Origin of the sequence: Asanoa sp. NPDC049475, assembly GCF_040676915.1 — a bacterium.
GTDB lineage: Bacteria > Actinomycetota > Actinomycetes > Mycobacteriales > Micromonosporaceae > Asanoa.
Genome location: NZ_JBFAPY010000005.1, coordinates 97135 through 116819 on the forward strand (window position 1 = coordinate 97135; position 19685 = coordinate 116819).

Here is a 19685-nt window from a genome sequence, read left to right on the forward strand (position 1 = left end):
TGACCGCGCTCTTGCTTCCCTAGGTTTGATCAAGCTGGGCGAGGTGGACCTCGACGGCATCGCGCGCCACGTAGCTCAGGTCGCGGCGCGAACAGTGCCCGGCGCGACCGACGTTTCGATCACGCTTGTTGCCGGCCGCCGGCCCCGCACGGCCGCGTCCACCAGCGAGTTGGCTGTTGCTCTGGACGGGCTGCAATACCGATACGAAGCCGGGCCGTGCCTGCAGGCTGCGGTCGAGCACGCCGTGGTGCTGGTCAGTGACGCGGCCCGCGACACTCGGTGGAACCTCTGGCCCGCCCAGGCCGCCGCCGCCGGCGCGGGCAGTGTCCTGTCAGTTCCGATGCCGATGCGCGAAGACCTCGACGCCGCGCTCAACATCTACGGCCGGGAGCCCGATGCGTTTGATGACGAAGCGGTACGCGTTGCGTGCATCTTCGCCGAACACGCCGTCGTGACCCTGGACAACGCCTATCTGTACGACCGCAGCGTCAGCTTGGTCGCGCAGATGCAGACGGCCATGGAGCACCGCGCCGTCATCGAACAGGCCAAAGGCATCATCATGGCGGACCGCCGTTGCACTCCGGAAGAAGCCTTCGTCGCGCTCAGCAGGATGTCCCAGGACTCGAACCGCAAGCTGCGCCAGATCGCCGCCGCCCTCGTCGAGCGGACGCAGTCGCCATCTGTCCAACGAGGGCGATGAGGGCGGCGGTCGGCGTGGACCCGACACGGCGCCGCAGGGTTTGCTTAGCTGGAGTCGTCCGTGCGAAATCCTAGGAACGCGCGGTCAGGGTGCGTCGGTCCAACAGCGTGGCTGGCGCACCCGCCCCAATATCGGGTACGCAGCCGACAACGCCCGCGCGGCACCGGTCACGGCGCAGTGCCCGTGGCCTTGTTGACCAAGGTGATGGCGACATCGCGGAGTTTGCGGTTGGTGTCCTGAGAGAGCTTCACCAAGATCGCGAAGGCTTCCTCGGCGGTGCAACGGCGCGCGCCCATGATGATCCCTTTCGCCTGTTCGATGACGGCGCGGGACTCCATCGCTGCCTGCATGTGATGCGCGAGTGAGGCGGTGGTGTCATACAGGTGAGCGTTGGCCATCGCGACGGCTGCATACCCCGCGAAGGCCTGCGCGAGTGCAATCGCGTCATCGTCGAAGGCCTGCGGTTTCGTGCCGTAGATGTTGAGCGCTCCGACGACTGACTCCTGGACGGGCAGACCGATCGACAGAGAGCTGTAGACACCCTGTCCGCGCGCGGCGGTCGCCCAGCTCGGCCAGCGCTCGTCGGTTGAAATGTCCGGGACGGAGACGACGGTGGCGGCCGCGGCGGCGTCGAGGCACGGACCAGCGCCCTGTTGGTACTGCCATTCGTCGAGAGTGAGCGCGAGCTGGCCGGTGAACGCGGCGGTATGGGCGCCGCTGCCACGGACGAGGGTGACGGACACGTCTTCCGCGCCGGGGATCGTGCGTCGTGCGAGCTCCGCGATCTTGGCCAGGACGCCGTTGAGGTCGGTGTCACTGAGCTTGATCCTGCCGAGGTCGCCGAACGCCTCGGTGGCGTCCAGAGGCTGCTGCATGGCTGACCGTCCTGCCGGGTCTGACCGCGCGGCCGAAGTACCGCAGAGCACGAGGGTTGGCGGTCCGCGTTCGCGGGCCGCTGCACGGATCAGGACAGTCGCCCATCGCCGGGACCCGCGCCCGCTGTTGGACGCCGGCTCGCTGACGTCGAAGGTCAGCCACAGACCACGGACGCTACTCCTGTCACCTGCGAATGGGCTCCCCGGCGGTAGCCGTGTCCGCCGCCTGGGCGATTGGGTTTGGCATTCGGCGGGTGTGGATACGTACGCTTGCAGCGGGTCAAGCAGTGTGCCCAGTTGCCTGAGATGTCGTCAGGGGGTGGATCATGCTGGAATCCGCGAAGCCCTCCGCGGAGCCGGATCTCTCGCCATTCGACGCCGTCGCCCGCCTGGAGCCGGCCGAGCTACCGATGCCGATCACCGCAACGGTGACCGACTCCTCTGGCGACCCGATACTGACGGTCACATTGTCCTTCAGCCCCGGCGCAAGCGAACCGCCCGTCGTCGTCGCCGACGGTGACGTCGACATGGACACAGTGCCGCTGCTGCACGCGGCGCTGATCACCGCCGTCGAGGGGCACACACACGTCTATTGCGACCTGCACCGCGTCACCTTCTTCAGCGCGGCAGGCCTGAACGCGCTGGTGACGGCGCGCGTGCGGGCGGTCGAGAAGGGCGTACGGCTGGAGGTGCGCGGCGCCCAAGGGCTGACGCGACGCGTGCTTCAGCTTGCCGGTCTCGAAGCCCTGTTCGCGCCCAGCCATAGCTCCGAATCCGCTTAGCGGCCGATCCCATCGGCCGAGGCGGACTGGTCACCTCCTGGCGCAGCGGACGGCGGGTCCTCTACCAACGCACCGGGCTAGGCTCAACCGTCGTCGCGGCGTGCGGCCACGACAAGGCCGCGCCGGCGGTCGCACCGAATCTGCGGCGTTTGGATGACGCATCGGCCTGATTTCGCGGAGCGAGACTCCGGTGGCCACGTGACCGAGTCATTGTGCGGGCACGACGTAGGACCGCTTGAACCGGCTGCCGTTGAGCAGGGGAGCGGCTCCAGCCGATCGTGGTCGACCTGGCCTGACCCGGACCAACGCTTCGTCGCTGCGACCTTGCGCCGGACCGACCGATCCTCGGCGACGAAGTATGCTCCGTCCGGCTGGACGGGGAGGGCGATCGATGAGTGCTGGTGTGGATGCGTAGGGCAACCGTTTTCGTAAGCGTGGCACTGGTGACGGGACTGTTCGGCTGTGAGCCGGAACCAGCGCCGCCGCCCCTCGCCCTGACGCCCTCGGTCACCGTAGCGCCGTCGCCGTCGGAAACCGGGTCCGCGGCGCTGATGGCGACCATCGGTCGAGTGATCGACGAAGGCGGCTTCGGCAACGAGGTCGAGCAGAGCGAGATCGAGCCGGGCAGTTCCTCGCACGCGACCTGTGACCTGCTCATCGCCGACCCGGATGCGCCGGGAAACGCTGGCTGGCTCCCCCTCGACGCCGACTGGTCCGCGGGCATCGACGTCGACCCCGTGACCTCGATCAGCGGTCTGCACGGTCCCAAGACCACCATGGAGATCCGGGTGTTTCACCTGCACGACGACGCCGCGGCCGTTGCGGCGGCGGCCAAGGTGCGGGCGGCGACCTGTTCCACCGCCGACTTCGAGCTCACGATCGGCTTGGCCACCGCGCGGAGGGACTCCCGCACGGTGGCGATCGGCTCTAGGCAGGCGCGGTTGACCACCGCGACGGTGAAGCGCGTCAACCCCGGGGTCGAAGCGAGTGTCGACTATCTGCCTGGCGACGCGAAGCTGGCCTTCGCGCACGGCTCCTTGCTGATCAGCATCGAGACGCTGGCGCTCCGCTCACGCAAGGCAAACTCCGCGACCGACATCACAGCGGCCGCCGAGGAGAGGGCGTCGAAGACAGCGACCGCAATCGTCAGGGCCCTGCCGCCCTCGACCACGAACTGACGCCCCCGCCGGGTTCACGTGGCCTAACGGTCCATGCCAATACACCGCGAGCCAGCGGCTAAGGCAAAGACGCGTCGCCTCGGATCTAGCGACGCACGTGACAGCCAGGCGACGACAACCTCGAGGGCCAGCCGGGCCTTCCGCTGGTCGAGGCAACGCATGGACGCACCTTGTTGTGGTCTGGAACAAGGGCTGGGGACGCGCTCAGCTCTACGTCAATGGGGTGCTGGAGGGCACGGGCCCGACGACCTCGTCCTGGCGGGCGCCGGAGACCAGGTCGCTGCACATCGGTGCGGCGCAAGCGGGCAACTTCATCGGCGGTCTTGACGATCTGCGGCTCTATCAGCGCACGCTCACCGCCGCCGAAATCGATAATCTGGACGACCTGTAGCCAGATCGGTCTGGCTTCCTGACCGTGTTGACACAGCCGGAATGCTCAGCAAACATTGACTCAATGAACACTGAGTCATCCCAGCTCGAACGGCGCGCCCGGGTCCACGCTGCTCTCGGCGACCAGGCTCGGCTCGCGATCGTTGACGCGCTGGCCCTGGGCGACGGGTCGCCCAGCGAGCTCGGCAGGGCGCTGGGTATGGCCAGCAACCTGCTGGCACATCACCTGAGTGTCCTCGAGGACGCGGGTGTGGTGGAGCGGTCCCGGTCCGAACACGATCGGCGCCGCAGCTACGTGCGTCTGCGCGCGGCGTCACTGGCCGCGCTTTCCCCTCCGGGCCTTGCCCTGCCACGGCGGGTCGTCTTCGTCTGCACCCGCAACTCCGCCCGCTCGCAGCTCGCGGCTGCCCTGTGGGCGCAGCAGAGCTCCGTCCCGTCAGCGTCGGCGGGCACCGAGCCCGCCAGGCGGGTCAACCCACGCGCGGTCCGGACGGCGAAGCGTCACGGGATCACCATCGACCCGAAGCGGACCGCCGCTCTTGATGCTGTCGTCGACGAGGGGGATCTGCTGATCGCTGTCTGCGATCACGTTCACGAGACCCTGGCCGCCGACGCGTCCCGCCTGCATTGGTCGGTGCCGGATCCGGTTCCCACCGACACCGACGAGGCCTTCGAGGCGGCGTTCGCGGATCTCGCGGATCGTGTCGGCCGGCTCGCACCCGCCTTCGCGGAGTCCCGGTCGTGACGCCCGCGCTCGCGCGTCGCCTTCTCGCCGAGTTCCTCGGCACGGCGCTGCTCGTCGCGGCGGTGGTCGGCTCGGGCGTGATGGCCTCGACGTTGTCGCCGGATGACGTGGGCCTGCAGCTGCTGGAGAACACCATCGCCACCATGTTGGCGCTGGGGGTCCTGATCCTGGTGCTGGGTCCGGTTTCCGGAGCGCACTTCAACCCGGTCGTCACCGCGATCGACTGGTGGCTGGGCCGCCGTGCCGCAGGCGGCGTCAACGCCCCACAACTCACCGCGTACGTCGTCGCTCAGGTACTGGGGGCGATCAGTGGTGCGGTTCTCGCCAATGTCATGTTCGGCTTGGGCGCCGTCTCCTGGTCGACCACCCAGCGCGACGCACCCCATCTATGGGTCGGCGAGATCGTCGCGACCGCTGGGCTGATCTTGCTGATCTTCGCGCTCGTCCGCACGGAGCGCACGCGGTACGCGCCCGCTGCGGTCGGTGCCTACATCGGTGCCGCGTATTGGTTCACGAGCTCCACCAGCTTCGCCAACCCGGCGGTGACCGTGGGTCGCGCCTTCACCGACACGTTCGCGGGGATCGCGCCCGGATCGCTGCCGGGGTTCATCGTCTCCCAGCTCGCCGGCGCTGTACTCGGAGCCGTGGCCGTCGCGGTCCTCTTTCCGCGACAAGCTGCGGCGCCCTTGGAGCCCGCCGCTGTCGATCCCGTTGAGCGTTTACCCGTCGGGGGGACACCATGACCGATTCGTACACCGACCGAGAGTTGCCCACGCTGCTGCACCCGGACGCCACCCTCGCCCGCGCGGGCGATCATCTCGCCGACACCTACCGGGGCGTCTTTTCCCTGGAGACGATCCTGCGCTATCTCGACGAGTCGTACGCCCTCCTGGCCGAGACGGCCACCGTGACCATTCACCTGCCCAACCTGGCGGTCCGTTTCGCCACCGACCGGCTTGCCGCTGTCGCCCGTAATCAGGGCGCAATCGTCACCGGCGTCCCTGAGGTGCTCTTCGTCTGCGTCCACAACGTTGGCCGGTCGCAGATGGCGGCAGCCCTTCTCGACCACCACGCGGCCGGTCGCGTCCACGTGCGCTCCGCCGGTTCTGTGCCTGCCGGCTCGATGAGCCCGCCGATCGTGGACGCGCTGGCAGAGGTCGGTGTCGACATCGCTGACGCGTTCTCTAAACCGCTGACCGACGAGATCGTTCGAGCCAGCGACGTCGTCGTGCTCATGGGCTGCGGCGACGCGTGCCCCGTCTATCCAGGTAGGCGCTATCTCGACTGGGAGCTCCCGGACCCGACAGGGCTGCCGATCGGCCAGGTGCGACCCATCCGCGACGAGATCGACCGACGCGTCCGAGACCTCATGACAGAGCTATTCGCAACGAACGAGGAGCGCACCGCCTGATGACTACGAGTACGAAACCCAGCGTCCTGTTCGTCTGCGTGCACAACGCCGGCCGTTCCCAGATGGCCGCGGGCTTCCTCCGGCACCTCGCTGGGGACAGGGTCGAGGTCCGTTCGGCTGGATCGGCTCCCGCTGACCAGATCAACCCGGTGGCGGTGGAGGCGATGGCGGAGGTCGGGATCGACATCACCGACCAGCGGCCGAAGGTCCTGACGCCGGCCGATTCGGAAGCATCCACGGTGGTCATCACAATGGGCTGCGGCGACGTCTGCCCGTACTTTCCCGGCCAGGTCCACCTCGACTGGGAGCTCGACGACCCGGCGGGCCAGGACATCCAGGCTGTGCGCCGCATCCGCGACGACATCCGTACCCGCGTGCAGTCCCTGACCGCCGAGATCCTTCCCGCGTGACTATTCCGTGGCCAGCAGGCCCGCGAGCTGACGCATGATGCCTGGCCGGGCGCGGTAGTAGACCCACGTCCCACGGCGCTCGGCGTCGACAAGACCGGCCTCGCGCAGGGTCTTGAGGTGGTGGGAGATCGTCGGCCCGGACAGCTCGAACGCCGGCGTGAGGTCGCAGACGCACGCCTCGCCACCGTCGGCCGACGCGATCATCGACATCAGCTGCAGCCGGACCGGGTCGCCGAGCGCTTTGAACGCCGGCGCCAGAACCGCCGCGGTCTCCGCCGGGATGCGGCGGGTGGCGAGCGGAGGGCAGCACGGCGCGTCCGCGTTCAGGTCGACGAGGGGCAGCGCCGCCGCTTGTTTTGACATGCCTCTAGGTTGACAGATCTCGAAACAGCGTGCAACTCTCTGTTTAGACAGCCATCTAGTTCGAAGTTCTTCGAGACAGGCTGCTCAGTTGCGAGGAGAGAGCCATGTTCCGGATCAGTCGCAGGTCGGTCGCCGAAGCAGGAGTGCAGTTCTGTGACAGCTGCGCCGAGGTCACCACGGCCGACGAACGGGCTCGGCGACGACACGAGCGCGCCCGGCAGCACCTCGCGGCAGCGCTCGGACCCCGCTGACCGACGTAACCCCGACGAGAAGGAGAAGATCATGACTGACGCCAAGACGCAGGGTGGGTTCGTGGGTGACCCGGCCGCCGCACTCTCGGTCGGCGGCACCGGCGGCTGCTGCGGCAACCCTGCCCAGGCGACCCTGTCCCTGCCCGAGCCAGCAGATGCGTCCGCCACGACCTGCTGCGGAACCGCCGCCGAGGCCAAGGCGGAGAGCGCCTGCTGCGGCAGTGCGGCCAAGGCCGACGCCGTCGCGACTGGCAACGGGTGCTGCGGATGAGTGCCGCATCGAGCGACCCCGGCCTGGACGAGCTCCTCGCCGGAGTCTCCGGCGGGCGCATGGCCGCCACGGTCGCGACCCTGGCCGACGCGCCGTTCACCGGCCGCAGAGTCGGCACGAGCGGTGGGGCCGCGGCCCGCGCGTGGCTGGCCGACCGCCTGGTGGCAGCCGGCGGGACCGTGACCACCGACGCGTTCCCGGTGCGGGCGGTGCCCGACGTCTACGCGGCACCGACGGCCCGCTGGCGCGACCACACCTCCACGTACCCGTTGCTGTTCGGCCGCGATGTGATGGTCCACCTGTCCTCGGCCGACGTGGCCGAGGACAGGGAAGGGCCGCTGGGCCTGGCCGGCGTCGACGATCCGGCCGGGCGGTGGCTGGTGGTTCCAGCCGCGATGGCTCTCACCGACGCCTACCGGCACGCTTCGGGCGCGCTCGGTCTGCTGGTCGGGCGAGCTGTCGACGGGGACGGCTGGCACTACACGATGCTGGCTGGACCTAATCCGGGGCCGCTGCCCGTGCTCGGCGTCGAGGCCAGCCTGCACGCACGGCTGAGCGAGGCGGCGGGCAGCACGTGGGCGGCGAGCACACCGATCCGCCGCGTCGACGTCGACGGAGCCAACCTTCATTCCCGCGTACGCGAGGCGACACCGGACGGCCTCGACCTCCTGCTGACCGCGCATTACGACGGTGTCGGCGACCATCCGGGGCTGCGTCAGCCGGCGGCGGCCGACAACGCCAGTGGAGTCGCCGTGGTCTGCGAAGCGGCCCGGATCCTGTCCGCGGGTCTCCCGCCAGGTGTCGGCCTGTCGGTCGCCCTGCTCGACGGCGAGGAGGCCGGTGCGCTCGGTTCCGCGCACCACGCCGCCCGACTCGCGGCCGACACCACCCAGCCATTGGTGATCAATGTGGACGGTGCCGGTCACCTGAACCAGGCAGCCGCTGTCGAGGCCGGGGGTCCTGCGCACGGCCTGCTCGCCGTGCTCGACCAGGCGGCGCGACACACCGGGCTGCCGCTCACGGCGGGGCCGGTCGCCTCGGACAACCGCCGCTATGCCGCCGCTGGTCTCGCGGCGGTCGGGATCGGCGCGGGGATGGCGGGCTATCACAGCCCGGCCGACACCGCCGAGCGCGTCGACCCGGCCACCATGGTCGCCATCTGCCGGCTCGTCGTCGCGACCGGGTGGCTGGCGAGCATGTCCCGGACTAAGCTTTCATCGTTGATCGGCGATTAACGATGAAGCTGGTGGATCATGTACGAGCTGTTGGACCGGGCGGTCGCCACGGAGTACGCGTCGTGGTTCCGGGCGCTCGCGGACCCGAGTCGGGTCCAGATCGTGGAGTACCTGGCTCGGCAGGGACGGCCGATGAGCGTCGGCGAGATCGTCGCCGCGGTCGCGTTGGCGCAATCGACCGTGTCGCAGCACCTCAAGATCCTCACCGAGGTCCGGTTCGTGCTCGTCGACCAGGTCGGCAACGCCCGCCACTACCGGATCAACCAGACCTGCATCGACTGCTTCCCCTCGGCCGCCGACGTGGTGATGGGCAGGCCCGCACCTGGCCCGGTGGGTTGCTGATGCGGATTCGTCCCATGGCGCCAGCCGACGCGGAGGCGGTGCTGCGCATCTACCAGGCCGGCCTCGACACCGGCGACGCCAGCTTCGAGGTGACCGCGCCGACCTGGCCGGCGTTCGACGCGGCCAAGCTGCCCGCCCACCGGCACGTCGCGGTCGACGACGACGGCACCGTGGTCGGTTGGATCGCCGTGTCGGCGGTCTCCGCCCGCCCGGTCTACGCGGGGGTCGTCGAGCACTCCGTCTACGTCGACCCCACCGCACAAGGCCGCGGAGTGGCCCGGGCGCTGCTGGCAGCGCTGATCGCCTCGACGGAGGCCGCCGGCATCTGGACGATCCAGTCGGGCATCTTTCCCGAGAACAGCACCAGCCTGGCCCTTCACCGCCGCGCCGGGTTCCGCGTCATCGGCACCCGCGAACGGGTCGGCCGCCATCACGACCGGTGGCGCGACGTGATCCTGCTCGAGCGCCGCAGCCCCACCGTCTAAGACAAGGGAGATATTCCGTGAGTACGCCCCTGGACGACCTACCCGTCGTCGTCATCGGCGCCGGACCGGTCGGACTGGCCGCCGCCGCGCACCTGGCCGAGCGCCAGATCCCGTTCGTCCTGGTCGAAGCCGGGGACGAACCAACCAGCAGCGTCCGGCAATGGAGCCATGTGCGGCTGTTCTCGCCCTGGCGATACAACGTCGACGCCGCCGCCCGTCGCCTGCTCGCCGACGCCGGCTGGGTCGAGCCCGACCCGGACGTCCTGCCGACCGGCGGGCAACTCGCCGACGACTACCTGCGTCCGCTCGCGGACCTTCCTGTGCTCAAGCCCCACATCCGGTACGCCGCCCGCGTGGTCGCCGTGACCCGGCAGGGCATGGACCGCGTCCGCACCGCCGGCCGCGACACCACGCCTCTGCTGGTCCGCCTGGCCACCGGCGAGGACCTGCTCGCCCGCGCGGTGATCGACGCCTCCGGCACCTGGACCACCCCGAACGTCCTCGGCGCGTCGGGCATCCCGGCCCATGGCGAATCCGACGCGGCCGGGTTCGTGGAACACGCGCTGCCCGACGTCCTCGGCACCGACCGCAGCCGGTTCGCGGGCAAGCGCACCCTGGTCATCGGCGCGGGACACTCCGCCGCCAACACCCTGCTCTCCCTGGCCGAGCTCGCCGAGCAGGAACCGGGCACCACGGTCGTATGGGCGATCCGCTCGACCAGCCCGGCACGCACCTACGGCGGCGAGGCCGCCGACGCCCTGCCCGCACGCGGCGCCCTCGGGTCACGCCTGCGCGCCCACGTCGAAGCCGGCACCATCGAGCTCGTCACCGGATTCGCCGCCGAGCGCATCGAACCGATCGACACCGGCCAGGTACGGGTATCGGGCAGTGCCACCGACATCACTGCGGACCGCATCGTGTCGGCCACGGGATTTCGGCCGGACCACACGTTCGTCTCCGAGCTGCGCCTCGACCTCGACCCGGTGCTCGGCTCCACCCGGGCGCTGGCCCCACTCATCGACCCGAACCTGCACTCCTGCGGCACCGTCCCACCACACGGCGCCGACGAGCTCGCCCACCCCGAGCCAGGCTTCTACGCCATCGGCGTCAAGAGCTACGGGCGCGCGCCGACCTTCCTACTCGCCACCGGCTACGAACAAGCACGGTCAGTGGTCGCCGCCCTCGACGGTGACTGGGCAGCGGCCCGCGACGTCCAGCTCGACCTGCCCGAGACCGGTGTCTGCAACAGCAACCCCGTGATCGACAGCGACACCATCGCCGGCGGGGGCGGATGCTGCGGGACCACGGTGGCCGCGGAGCCGACCGGGCGCGGCCTCTCCACCGGCATCTCCGGCGGACTGCTTCGCGCCCCGCTGACACTGATCTCGGTCGCCCAACCTGCCGGCTCCGACGACACCGGCGGCTGCTGCGGCTGACCGATGTCGACGCCGACGAGAACGGCCGCCGACCAGACGGTCGGCGGCCGTCACCCGGCCTTCCACGGCTGGCGGATCGTCGGCGTCTTCGCGATCACCCAGACCATCGGGTACGGCGCGCTCTACTACGCCTTCGCCGTCCTGCTCCACCCGATCGCGGCCGACCTGCACGCCTCACCGGCGACCGTCACCGGCGCCCTCACCACCGCGATCCTCGCCTGGGCGGCCGCGGCCGTACCCGTCGGCCGATGGCTCGACCGACACGGCGGTCGCGCGCTGATGACAGCCGGTGCCGGCGCGGGCGCGTTGCTGCTCGTCGCTTGGTCCCAGGTGCGCACCGTCGGCCAGCTCTATCTCGTCTTCGCCGCCCTCGGGGTCGCGATGGCGATGGCGCTCTACGAACCGGCGACCGCTGTCATCGTCTCGTGGTTCGAGCCCGACCGCCGCGCGCGGGCACTGCTCGTGATGATCGTCGTCGCGGGATTCGCCAGCACGATCTTCATGCCACTCACCGGATATCTCGAAGACCGACACGGCTGGCGCACGACCCTGCTCGTCCTCGCCGCGGTCTACGGAGCCGTGGCTGTCCCGCTCCACGCGCTTGTCATCCGGCGGCCGCCGCGCGAGCACTCCGGCCAACGGTCATCGACCGCGGCGGCGCGCCGGCCGGTCGTCCGCGCCGCGCTCCACGATCCGCGTTTCTGGTTCCTCGCCGTCGCGTTCGTCGCCCACAGTGCCGCGATGAGCACCATGACGATCCACCTCGTCGGCTTCCTCACCAGCGCGGGCCACCCCGCCACCTTCGCGGCCACCATCGCCGGTCTGCTCGGCGTGCTGTCGGTGACCGGGCGACTGCTGCTGACCGGTGGCCAACGCCGCGCCCCGCTCACCGCCCTCGTCGCTGCCATCTTCGCGATCCAGGCCGCCGCGGCGTTCATGCTCCCGCTCATCGCCGCCAGCCGCATCGGAGCCGCCGCCGGCGTCACCGCCTTCGGCATCGGGTTCGGCGTCGCCAGCCTCGCCGCGCCCGCCCTGCTCGCCGACCGCTACGGCACGAGCGCCTACGCCACGATCGCCGGCGCCCTGGCCACCCCCGTGACCCTCGCGAAAGCCGCCGCTCCGTTCGCCGCGGCGTCGCTGCTGGGAGTCTCAGGTGGCTACTCGCCGGTCCTGGCCGCCATCGGGCTCGTCTGCCTGGTCGCCGCGATCGGCATCCTCGCGCGGGCAAGAACTCCCGCGCCAGACATCCGACAAGGGCGTCAGCCGACGGTCCGCTAGCGCTACCCGGGCGGCGCCCGGCTGCTCTGTGACCTGCTCAGCGGGTCGCACGCGGCTGCCGGGGGCCAGCACCGAGCTGCGGGTCGAGGTAACGGCGAGATAACTGTGGGATACAGAATCACCAAAGATCATTAATATCGAGGCCAACCGAGCGGCCTCGTCTGGAGTTGGGTGGAGGTGTCCCTTCCGTAGCGCGACAGGCCGACGTTGCCGTCCATGATGGACGAACTGGCGCACCGGGTGACGTAACGAAGCCGGCAGCGCTGGCAGTGGTCGTTGCTCGCGTACAGCGACGATCTGGGTCTGACCGTTCAGGGAGATCGCGGAGATGCGGAAGAAGCCTCTTGCTCTGACACTTGCCACGTCATTGCTCCTGTCCATGGGTGTGCCGGCCAACGCGTCCGCGACCAGCTCCGGCAAGGAGCGCTTCGAGCCGAGTGTCACCTACGACCTGTCGGTGACCGACGCCGAGCGCGACGCGATCCACGCGGAAGTCGAGGCGTTGGCTGGACGCGTCAACAGCGCGCGGGCGGGGGACGGCAGCTACGACCCGCTCACCCTGATCGGGGCGATGCTGGACGGGTCGAGCTATGACTCCATCTCCCGCGGCGGCACGGCCGCGACGGCGTACCCCTTCCCGGTCAGCAACACCGAAGCCAACCAACACGAGTACGACCGCAAGGTCGCCAAGCTCGCCTGGGTGGTCAAGCTGGCCACCGACCTGGGGTTCCCGGTGGTCGTCCAGCGCCAACCCGACAAGTACGTCTACGCGGAGATCGGTGACCCGGACGCCCCGGAGATGGTCATGGCGTTGAGTCACCTCGACTCGCCGACGGCCTCCGTCTCGCCGGCCCAGCTCGCGCGTTGGCGGGACGCCGATGGCAACCTCGGCACTCCTGGTGCCTATCACTCTCCGTATGTCCAGGACGGCTGGGTCTACGGGGCGGGCCTGCAGGACGACAGCGGCCCGACGCTCGCGACGCTGCTCGCGGCCAAGGCGCTGCTCGAGGCGGGGCTGCCGGTCGACCGACGCATCCGCATCGTCATGGGGATCTACGAAGACGGTGGTCCTGGTACGCCGTCGACAACGAACACCGCCACCTTCCAGTCCATTCCGTACAACTCGAACCCGAGCTTCTACGACAACTGGGCCTACAAGAACCTCAACCGGGAAGAGATGCCGATCGCGGCCTACACCTCGGACTCGCGGTTCCCAGTCATCGTCGGCAACTCCGGAGCGGTCACCCCGTCAGTGGCGATGAGCTTGTCCGCGGACAGCGCCAAGCCCTTCCGGCTGACGGCTGCCACCGCTGGCGTCACGCTGCGCGCATGCGACCCGACCCTCAAGGACATCGCGTACGGCAGCACCACGCAGATCGCCTCGCGGGCCATCTTCACCCTCGACGTGGCCGGCGTGCGCGACGGCGACCGCGAGCGATTCGCGTCGGCGATCACCGGTGCCGCCAGGAAGAAGGGTTGGCTCCCGGCCGCTCGCGGCACCACGCCCAAGGTGCAGACCACGATCACCGGCGACTCGCTCACGCTGGAGATCAATACCGATGTGGCGATGGAGATGCCGACCCCGCAGTACGGCAAGAACGCCGTCGTGTGGGGGATGTACCTGCTCTCCACGGGACTGGACGCGGTGCGAGCCGACGACTTGCAGTTGAAGAAGGCCGCGGACGGCATCACCGACCTGTTCTTCCGCGACGGTGTCGAAGGCGAGGCCTACATCGGCAAGTACATGGGCATCCCGACGAACCTGTTGCGCAACCCGAGCAACGGCACGCCGAACCTGACCTTCGCCCTCATGGGCGGCATCAACTCGGAGACGCCGACGCCCTTCTACACCGACGCCTCCGGCACCCTCAGCCTGCCGATGTTCGTGCGCAGCATGCACGTCAACGCGGCTGACTCCAGCCAGGCGACCGCGGCGGTCACGGCCGCGTTCCAGGCGAAGGGATTCACCATCGGCGACCTCGGCGCGCCGATCGGCGCCGGGTTGTACGTCGACCACGACAACCCGCTCACCGCTCTCCAGTTCGGAAGCTACCGGGCCTCGATCAACGGCAACCCGAAGGAGTTCGCGGATCCGGCTTCCCTCATGGACGTGACCTATCCGCAAGGCACGACCGGTGGCACCCTGGCCAGCAGCTTCCGGAACAAGATGACCGCCTTCGGCGCCGTCATCCCGGGCAACGAGCGCTGGTGGCACACCGCCAACGAGCGGATGAAGGTCGACTCGGCAGTCCAGATGACCAAGATCATGGCCGATGGCATGCTGGAGATGGCCCGGTACTCAGGGCCCGCCGGTGCCAAGTTCATGTGGGCGGACATGCCCGGGCTGAACGCCGACCGGGCCGACCTCGACCTGCTCGACGTCACGATCGGAACCTTCAAGGACGCGACGGCCGCCGTCGACAAGGGCCAGTTGGACGGCCAGGCCCTGCTCGCCGCCACCTCGTTCAACGTGCCCATGTGGAACGTGCGCGGCAACTCGGCCCCGACGGCAGCGGCCTTCGCGCTGGGGCACGCCCCGGGCGGGGTCTACCTGCCCCTGACCGACACCGAGTACCTGAACAGCACGTACGTGGCACCGATGCGGCTGGAGTTCAAGGTGGAGCGGCCCGGCTACATGTCGGACGCGGCCTGGGAGAAGTTCCGCGCCGGCGGCTACGGCGACTTCCGGTTCAACATCCGCGTCGGCGACCAGGTGGTGCCGCTGGCCGTTCCCGCGGGGCAGAGCCCGGACAAATACTTCTCGTCGCGCATCTCGGCCACGAACCGCAACGCCATCTACCTGTCGGTGAACCTCGCGATCACCGATGCGCCGTACACCGGGGTGCGGCCCGTCCTCGCGGATTCGAAGACGGACCTCTACACGGTCAACCCGACCTACCTGGCCTCGAACCCCGATCCGTTCCCCGGGCGCGGTGCCATCGAACAGCGGGGCTTCTTCCAGTTCGGTGACGGGCAGAAGAACGCGGAGTTCTCCTCACCCGACGCCGTCTACGTGACAGTCGCCAACGCGGTCGTCGGTGCGACACCGTCGGCCGTCGTGAAGAAGCTGAGCGGCAACACCAACGAGCTGACCATCACGGTGAAGCAGACCCATGTCGACGGCAGCGAGACTCCGGTGACGGCCGCGTTCACCATCAACAACAACGCTGCTGGCATGTACCAGGTCGGCGATTACCGGGTGTACGTCGAGACCAAGGGCAACACCCAGGTGCGGTCGATCCACCTCGTATGACCGTCCCAGTCCGTCAAAGATATCGACCCCTCGGGAAGGAGCCGGAATGAGCATGAGGTACACGAGTCGGCGACAGTTCCTGCAGCGAGTGGGAGGCGCCCTCGCCGCCGGAGCGGGCATCGCGTTCCTTCCGGCCGGATTCGCCTCGGCATCGTCCAGGACCGGTCCCACCTTGACGCCCGATGGCGTGCCGACGTACCCGGGAGACCCCGGCTTCGTCGCCACGCGTCCGGAGGAGTTCGCTGCCGCCAAGGCCAGTTGGGAAACGCCGGAATACGGTTACTACACCGGACACAATCCCGCTAATCCCGGCACCGCGATCGATTCCCCGTGGCAGCTCGTCGCGGTGAACGCGTCCACCGCGTACGCCCTCGGCTACTTCGGGCAGGGCGTCGACCTGGGCATGATGGACTCGGGCTACCGGACCACCCACGAAGCGTTTCAGACCGGGCTGATCGTTCCGGTGAGAGCGGAGGGTGTCTACGGCACGTCCGGCTTCGGGTATCGGAACACGGCAACCCCGGGAAACCCGTTCACCGCGGGCGAGCCGTTCACCGTGGCCGGCGATCAGGCGCGCACAACCGACTACTCGCACGGGACCGGAATGCTCGGAGTCACTTCCGGCATCCGCGATGGCAAGGAACAACACGGCATCGCCTTCGGGGCGACGATGTATGTCGCCAAGACCGGCGGTTCCGACACTCAGTCGCACGGCCCCTTCCACGATTACGTGTACTGGTACACGGCCAACAAGGCTCTGGTCGACGCCGGCGCCCAGGTCATCAACAGCAGTTGGGGCTCTTTCGTCCAGACCTTGGACAGGTCTCGCTTCGACGGCCTCGGAAAAGATCTTGGAGTCGGTGGCAATCTCGCCAATGCGTACGAGCTGGCCGGCAAGGACAGCGTCAGTGCCACGGCGATGGCGACCATCCTCCCCAACGAGCTCCTGAAGGACCTGGAGTACCAGTATTTCTTCTTCAAGATCTGCTATTCGGAGGGCGGCGAGCAATACAACCCGAGGTACCCCGGACGGTCCTTTATGGACGCCATCTGGGATGCCATCAAGGACAGCGGCACGGTCAACGTGAGGTCGGCCGGCAACAACGACTGGAGCAACCCCTTCTTCCGCCCGTCGTACCCCCTCTTCAATCCCTGGGCGGAGAACCAGTTCGTAGCCGTCGGCGGCGTGCAGCCGCCCACCGCGACCAATCCCGAATACACGAAGCAGTTCGGGTTCAACGAGGCGGGGCTCGCCAAATGGTGGACCGTGTCGACCCCTTCGAACAGCGTTCGGACCACGAGCAGCGCCGGCGACACCAACTACTCGAACTCGAGCGGCACGTCACCGGCCACGCCCGTCGCGACCGCGGTGATGGGGGTCCTGCTCTCCCGCTACCCCAACATGGACGCCAAGCAGGTACGTGAGCTGATGTTCACCACGGCGAACAACAAGATGTCCGACGGCGTGAGATTCCTCGGCACCGGGCAGACCCCCCCGTCCGGCGCGTCCATCGCCTGGACCGCTCCCGACGGTCTTCCGGACGAACGCTGGGGCTGGGGGATTCCCGATCTGGCCAAGGGCATGTACGGACCCGGCCAGCTCCTCGGCCCCATGACCTACACCATGGACAAAGCGCCCCTGGACGTGTGGTCGAACGACATCAGCGAGATAGCGATCAGGGCGAGGGAAAAGGAAGACAGGGAGTGGCTCGCCGGCTACAAGCGGCACGGCATCGACTACGCCGGTGAGTTCAGCCCCAACGTGCTGCACCCGGACGGCACCCTCGACGAACAGGCGTTCATGCTCCAGGGCATCCTGGCCGATCCCCACATCCAAGCCCTTACCGACGGCCATCCCGAGCTGTACGACAAGATCACCCACGAGGACGCCGTCAAGTGGCGCAAGGAATGGATGGACGCCCGCGCGGCCTACATCAAGCACAAGATCGACAACCGCCTCTACGTGGCTTCGCTGACCACGCGAGGCCACGGGACGCTGGTCATGACGGGCGACAACACGTACAAGGGCGGCACGAGGGTTGAAGGCGGCAAGCTTTCGATCACGGGCTCGCACGCGAGCTCGATCGAGGTCAAGGGCGGCACGCTCGGCGGCACCGGTCTCGTGGCAGGCAGCATCGACGTCGACCGCGGCGTGCTGGAGCCCGGTCTGTCGTCCGACGAAGCGGCGTCCGCGGCGTCCCTCACCTTGACCGACGTCGCACCCGGCAACGTCCTGAAGGTCGGCGGCGACGTGACCGTCAGCCGAGCGGGTCGCCTTGCCATCACCATCTCCGGCGACCACGACTACACGAGCGTGCGGGCCGAGGGTGACCTGGTGCTGGACGGCGAACTCGAGCTGGACATCCGCGCGCGCCTCACCCCGGGCACGGTCCTGACGATCATGCGCGGCGACACGATCAAGGGCCGCTTCCATTCCCTGCCGGAAGGGCGGGTCCTGAACGCGGGCCGCCACCTGTTCAGGGTGTCCTACCGACACGGCGATGTGACGCTGACCGTCGTGCGGACGCTGCCCGGGGCAGGGTCCGCCGGCGTCTAGCCGGACGTGGCGTGGCCAGCCAGGCTCAGGTTCGCCCGAGCCTGGCTGGCCACGCCTTTGCCATGTCGGAGGCCAAACCGCGGACGGCCGGTCGGCGACCTGCAGTCTGTGCCCTCATCGGGCGCGTCCTTAGGCCACCCGTCCGTCTCGGCGCCAGCAACGGTGAAGTGGTCGCGCTACGGCGACCGATCCTTTCGTCCGCGGCGGGGACGCGCGTAGATCGCGACAGAGAAGGCAGCCCGCAGGGGCGATGGCCGAAGCTGCGAGACTCTGCCCATGGTGCCGTTGAAGAGCAGAACAACGCCATAAGGCAAGGACATCTCCGATCGGGGCGCATCCCGCAGGAGTAATCGACGAGGACCACGCCCCAGCAGTAGCTGCATTCAGCGCAGCGACCTGCGTCGGTAGCAACCGCGTCGGAGCGTGGCGCCGGACCCTTACAAAGGCCTCGTCAAGGCTCACTTACGGCACAACGGCGGGAATCCCTGCGCCTCCGAGCGCCGCTGGGCGACACTCCCAAGATGAGCAATCTTGATGAAATGAAACAAAACAACGCGTGGTGACAGCGAAGATGGGAGGCCCCATGACCGGCGAATATGGTGTCGGACTCATCGGCGTGAACGCGAGCCGTGGTTGGGCCCGGGAATCGCATGTGCCTGCCATCCAAGCGTTGCGGGGACTACGCCTGGCCGCCGTGGCCACTCGGTCGCAGGAAACCGCCGACGCCGCGGCCGCAGCCTTCGGCGTCGAGCGGGCGTACGGTGACGCCGCGGATCTGATCGCGGATCAGACGGTCGAGGTCGTCGGCGTCGTCGCGTCGGTGCCGGCTCACCGTGGGCTGATCACCGCAGCGGTCCACGCCCGCAAGCACGTCCTCACCGAGTGGCCCGTCGGCGTCGACTCCGCGGAAGGCGCCCGGATCAGGGCGGTCACGGCCGGCGCCTCGTCGCACGTGGCAGTGGGGTTGCAGGCGCGATTCAATCCGGCGGTGTCCGAGTTGCGGCGGCTACTGGAGGCGTCGGCCATCGGCCGCGTCCTGAGCGCCACGGTCTATTCGTCCACCGCGGCCTTCGGCGAACGGTTGTCGCCGAGCCAGGTCGCACTAGAAGACCCCACGGTCGGGATGAACCTGGTGACCATCCAACTGGCGCACACCTTGGATCTCGTGGAAGTCCTGCTCGGCCCGCTCGGCGACATCACCGCCCAGTTCAGCACCCAGTATCCCGAGCTGCGGGTGGACGGCACGGACCGGCGGCTGCACCGGAGCCTGCCGGATCACGTCCTGGTGCGGGGACGGGCCGGCCGCACGCCGGTAACCGTCGAAGTGGTCGGTGGTCGCCCGGCCGAGGACTGTCCGTTCCGCCTGGAGCTGTACGGTGAAGAAGGCGCGCTCGATCTCCTGGGCGGAAGTGAGCGGGGCTTCCAGGCTGGTTCGTTGCGGCTGGTGCGCGACGGCGACCCCGTCGACATCGAAGGTGGCGAGACCGCCGGCCTGCGCGAGTCGGTAGTCAACACCGCCGGGGTGTACGCCGCGCTGCGCGACGACATCGACACTGGCACGGTGACTGCACCGTCGCTCGACGACGCGGCCCGGCTCACGCGTCTGCTCGACACCGTGCGGAAGGCCGCGAACGGATCCTGAGGCTGCCCGGCCAGCCGGACGAAGGTTCACTGGCCACCAAGCCGCTGGTTGTCCCGGTGACCTCCGTTCAACCCACCGGGC

General features: G+C 68.9%; 19 protein-coding genes and 1 pseudogene. 18 read left to right on the forward strand and 2 right to left on the reverse strand.

Annotation, left to right across the window (positions count from 1 at the left end; all coding sequences use genetic code 11):
- The first annotated feature begins 25 nt into the window (after nucleotides 1-25).
- Nucleotides 26-700: a GAF and ANTAR domain-containing protein gene (locus AB0J88_RS20420; RefSeq protein WP_364353270.1), complete on the forward strand. Its 675-nt coding sequence runs from the start codon at nucleotides 26-28 to the stop codon at nucleotides 698-700.
- A gap of 167 nt (nucleotides 701-867) precedes the next feature.
- On the opposite strand, the gene AB0J88_RS20425 is transcribed toward AB0J88_RS20420, so the two are convergent.
- Nucleotides 868-1575 carry a GAF and ANTAR domain-containing protein gene (locus AB0J88_RS20425; protein WP_364353273.1) on the reverse strand — a complete coding sequence of 236 codons (708 nt, stop codon included), beginning with the start codon at nucleotides 1573-1575 and terminating at the stop codon, nucleotides 868-870.
- Nucleotides 1576-1901: 326 nt separating this feature from the next.
- On the opposite strand from AB0J88_RS20425, the gene AB0J88_RS20430 reads away from it, so the two are divergent.
- The 7 genes and pseudogenes from AB0J88_RS20430 to AB0J88_RS20460 all read left to right on the forward strand — a co-directional run bounded on the left by AB0J88_RS20430 (nucleotide 1902) and on the right by AB0J88_RS20460 (nucleotide 6491).
- The gene (locus tag AB0J88_RS20430) at nucleotides 1902-2357 is read left to right on the forward strand and encodes an STAS domain-containing protein (protein ID WP_364353276.1); all 456 of its coding nucleotides are present in this window, start codon (nucleotides 1902-1904) and stop codon (nucleotides 2355-2357) included.
- Nucleotides 2358-2926: 569 nt separating this feature from the next.
- Nucleotides 2927-3535, forward strand: a complete 609-nt coding sequence (locus AB0J88_RS20435; RefSeq protein WP_364353279.1) for a hypothetical protein — start codon at nucleotides 2927-2929, stop codon at nucleotides 3533-3535.
- A gap of 97 nt (nucleotides 3536-3632) precedes the next feature.
- Nucleotides 3633-3926: a LamG domain-containing protein gene (locus AB0J88_RS20440; protein ID WP_364353282.1), complete on the forward strand. Its 294-nt coding sequence runs from the start codon at nucleotides 3633-3635 to the stop codon at nucleotides 3924-3926.
- 63 nt (nucleotides 3927-3989) lie between these two features.
- Complete coding sequence (locus AB0J88_RS20445; protein ID WP_364353285.1) at nucleotides 3990-4670, forward strand: ArsR family transcriptional regulator; 681 nt, start codon at nucleotides 3990-3992, stop codon at nucleotides 4668-4670.
- Nucleotides 4667-5299, forward strand: a pseudogene (locus tag AB0J88_RS20450) (MIP/aquaporin family protein); the annotation flags it as partial. The gene AB0J88_RS20445 and the pseudogene AB0J88_RS20450, both read left to right, overlap by 4 nt.
- 110 nt (nucleotides 5300-5409) lie before the next feature.
- On the forward strand, nucleotides 5410-6081 hold the full coding sequence (locus AB0J88_RS20455) for a three-helix bundle dimerization domain-containing protein (protein ID WP_364353288.1): 672 nt from the start codon (nucleotides 5410-5412) through the stop codon (nucleotides 6079-6081).
- Nucleotides 6081-6491 (forward strand): arsenate reductase ArsC, encoded by a 411-nt coding sequence (locus tag AB0J88_RS20460; RefSeq protein WP_364353291.1) that lies wholly within the window; start codon nucleotides 6081-6083, stop codon nucleotides 6489-6491. Before AB0J88_RS20455 ends, AB0J88_RS20460 begins: the two co-directional genes overlap by 1 nt.
- On the opposite strand, the gene AB0J88_RS20465 is transcribed toward AB0J88_RS20460, so the two are convergent.
- Nucleotides 6492-6854 carry a metalloregulator ArsR/SmtB family transcription factor gene (locus AB0J88_RS20465; RefSeq protein ID WP_364353294.1) on the reverse strand — a complete coding sequence of 121 codons (363 nt, stop codon included), beginning with the start codon at nucleotides 6852-6854 and terminating at the stop codon, nucleotides 6492-6494. It lies immediately after the preceding gene.
- 104 nt (nucleotides 6855-6958) lie between these two features.
- On the opposite strand from AB0J88_RS20465, the gene AB0J88_RS20470 reads away from it, so the two are divergent.
- From AB0J88_RS20470 to AB0J88_RS20515, 10 genes are all read left to right on the forward strand, one after another.
- On the forward strand, nucleotides 6959-7105 hold the full coding sequence (locus tag AB0J88_RS20470; RefSeq protein WP_364737950.1) for a hypothetical protein: 147 nt from the start codon (nucleotides 6959-6961) through the stop codon (nucleotides 7103-7105).
- A gap of 31 nt (nucleotides 7106-7136) precedes the next feature.
- Nucleotides 7137-7376 carry a hypothetical protein gene (locus tag AB0J88_RS20475; protein ID WP_364353297.1) on the forward strand — a complete coding sequence of 80 codons (240 nt, stop codon included), beginning with the start codon at nucleotides 7137-7139 and terminating at the stop codon, nucleotides 7374-7376.
- Complete coding sequence (locus tag AB0J88_RS20480) at nucleotides 7373-8611, forward strand: M28 family peptidase (RefSeq protein WP_364353300.1); 1239 nt, start codon at nucleotides 7373-7375, stop codon at nucleotides 8609-8611. The genes AB0J88_RS20475 and AB0J88_RS20480 overlap by 4 nt, the downstream gene beginning before the upstream one ends.
- Before the next feature lie 18 nt (nucleotides 8612-8629).
- Nucleotides 8630-8953 (forward strand): metalloregulator ArsR/SmtB family transcription factor, encoded by a 324-nt coding sequence (locus AB0J88_RS20485; protein ID WP_364353303.1) that lies wholly within the window; start codon nucleotides 8630-8632, stop codon nucleotides 8951-8953.
- On the forward strand, nucleotides 8953-9438 hold the full coding sequence (locus tag AB0J88_RS20490; protein ID WP_364353306.1) for an N-acetyltransferase family protein: 486 nt from the start codon (nucleotides 8953-8955) through the stop codon (nucleotides 9436-9438). Before AB0J88_RS20485 ends, AB0J88_RS20490 begins: the two co-directional genes overlap by 1 nt.
- Before the next feature lie 17 nt (nucleotides 9439-9455).
- The gene (locus tag AB0J88_RS20495; protein ID WP_364353309.1) at nucleotides 9456-10874 is read left to right on the forward strand and encodes an FAD-dependent oxidoreductase; all 1419 of its coding nucleotides are present in this window, start codon (nucleotides 9456-9458) and stop codon (nucleotides 10872-10874) included.
- 3 nt (nucleotides 10875-10877) lie between these two features.
- Complete coding sequence (locus AB0J88_RS20500) at nucleotides 10878-12152, forward strand: MFS transporter (protein ID WP_364353312.1); 1275 nt, start codon at nucleotides 10878-10880, stop codon at nucleotides 12150-12152.
- Nucleotides 12153-12480: 328 nt separating this feature from the next.
- Nucleotides 12481-15405: a M20/M25/M40 family metallo-hydrolase gene (locus AB0J88_RS20505; protein ID WP_364353315.1), complete on the forward strand. Its 2925-nt coding sequence runs from the start codon at nucleotides 12481-12483 to the stop codon at nucleotides 15403-15405.
- 52 nt (nucleotides 15406-15457) lie between these two features.
- Nucleotides 15458-17962 (forward strand): S8 family serine peptidase, encoded by a 2505-nt coding sequence (locus AB0J88_RS20510; protein ID WP_364737983.1) that lies wholly within the window; start codon nucleotides 15458-15460, stop codon nucleotides 17960-17962.
- 583 nt (nucleotides 17963-18545) lie between these two features.
- Nucleotides 18546-19604, forward strand: a complete 1059-nt coding sequence (locus AB0J88_RS20515; protein ID WP_364353321.1) for a Gfo/Idh/MocA family oxidoreductase — start codon at nucleotides 18546-18548, stop codon at nucleotides 19602-19604.
- Nucleotides 19605-19685 lie beyond the last annotated feature (81 nt).

What these genes read in the sequence shown, in the direction of transcription:
- AB0J88_RS20425 (WP_364353273.1), bottom strand. Translation starts at nt 1,575, where the DNA reads ATGCAGCAGCCTCTGGACGCCACCGAGGCGTTCGGCGACCTCGGCAGG.
- AB0J88_RS20430 (WP_364353276.1), top strand. Translation starts at nt 1,902, where the DNA reads ATGCTGGAATCCGCGAAGCCCTCCGCGGAGCCGGATCTCTCGCCATTC.
- AB0J88_RS20445 (WP_364353285.1), top strand. Translation starts at nt 3,990, where the DNA reads ATGAACACTGAGTCATCCCAGCTCGAACGGCGCGCCCGGGTCCACGCT.
- AB0J88_RS20455 (WP_364353288.1), top strand. Translation starts at nt 5,410, where the DNA reads ATGACCGATTCGTACACCGACCGAGAGTTGCCCACGCTGCTGCACCCG.
- AB0J88_RS20460 (WP_364353291.1), top strand. Translation starts at nt 6,081, where the DNA reads ATGACTACGAGTACGAAACCCAGCGTCCTGTTCGTCTGCGTGCACAAC.
- AB0J88_RS20465 (WP_364353294.1), bottom strand. Translation starts at nt 6,854, where the DNA reads ATGTCAAAACAAGCGGCGGCGCTGCCCCTCGTCGACCTGAACGCGGAC.
- AB0J88_RS20470 (WP_364737950.1), top strand. Translation starts at nt 6,959, where the DNA reads ATGTTCCGGATCAGTCGCAGGTCGGTCGCCGAAGCAGGAGTGCAGTTC.
- AB0J88_RS20475 (WP_364353297.1), top strand. Translation starts at nt 7,137, where the DNA reads ATGACTGACGCCAAGACGCAGGGTGGGTTCGTGGGTGACCCGGCCGCC.
- AB0J88_RS20480 (WP_364353300.1), top strand. Translation starts at nt 7,373, where the DNA reads ATGAGTGCCGCATCGAGCGACCCCGGCCTGGACGAGCTCCTCGCCGGA.
- AB0J88_RS20485 (WP_364353303.1), top strand. Translation starts at nt 8,630, where the DNA reads ATGTACGAGCTGTTGGACCGGGCGGTCGCCACGGAGTACGCGTCGTGG.
- AB0J88_RS20490 (WP_364353306.1), top strand. Translation starts at nt 8,953, where the DNA reads ATGCGGATTCGTCCCATGGCGCCAGCCGACGCGGAGGCGGTGCTGCGC.
- AB0J88_RS20500 (WP_364353312.1), top strand. Translation starts at nt 10,878, where the DNA reads ATGTCGACGCCGACGAGAACGGCCGCCGACCAGACGGTCGGCGGCCGT.
- AB0J88_RS20505 (WP_364353315.1), top strand. Translation starts at nt 12,481, where the DNA reads ATGCGGAAGAAGCCTCTTGCTCTGACACTTGCCACGTCATTGCTCCTG.
- AB0J88_RS20510 (WP_364737983.1), top strand. Translation starts at nt 15,458, where the DNA reads ATGAGGTACACGAGTCGGCGACAGTTCCTGCAGCGAGTGGGAGGCGCC.
- AB0J88_RS20515 (WP_364353321.1), top strand. Translation starts at nt 18,546, where the DNA reads ATGACCGGCGAATATGGTGTCGGACTCATCGGCGTGAACGCGAGCCGT.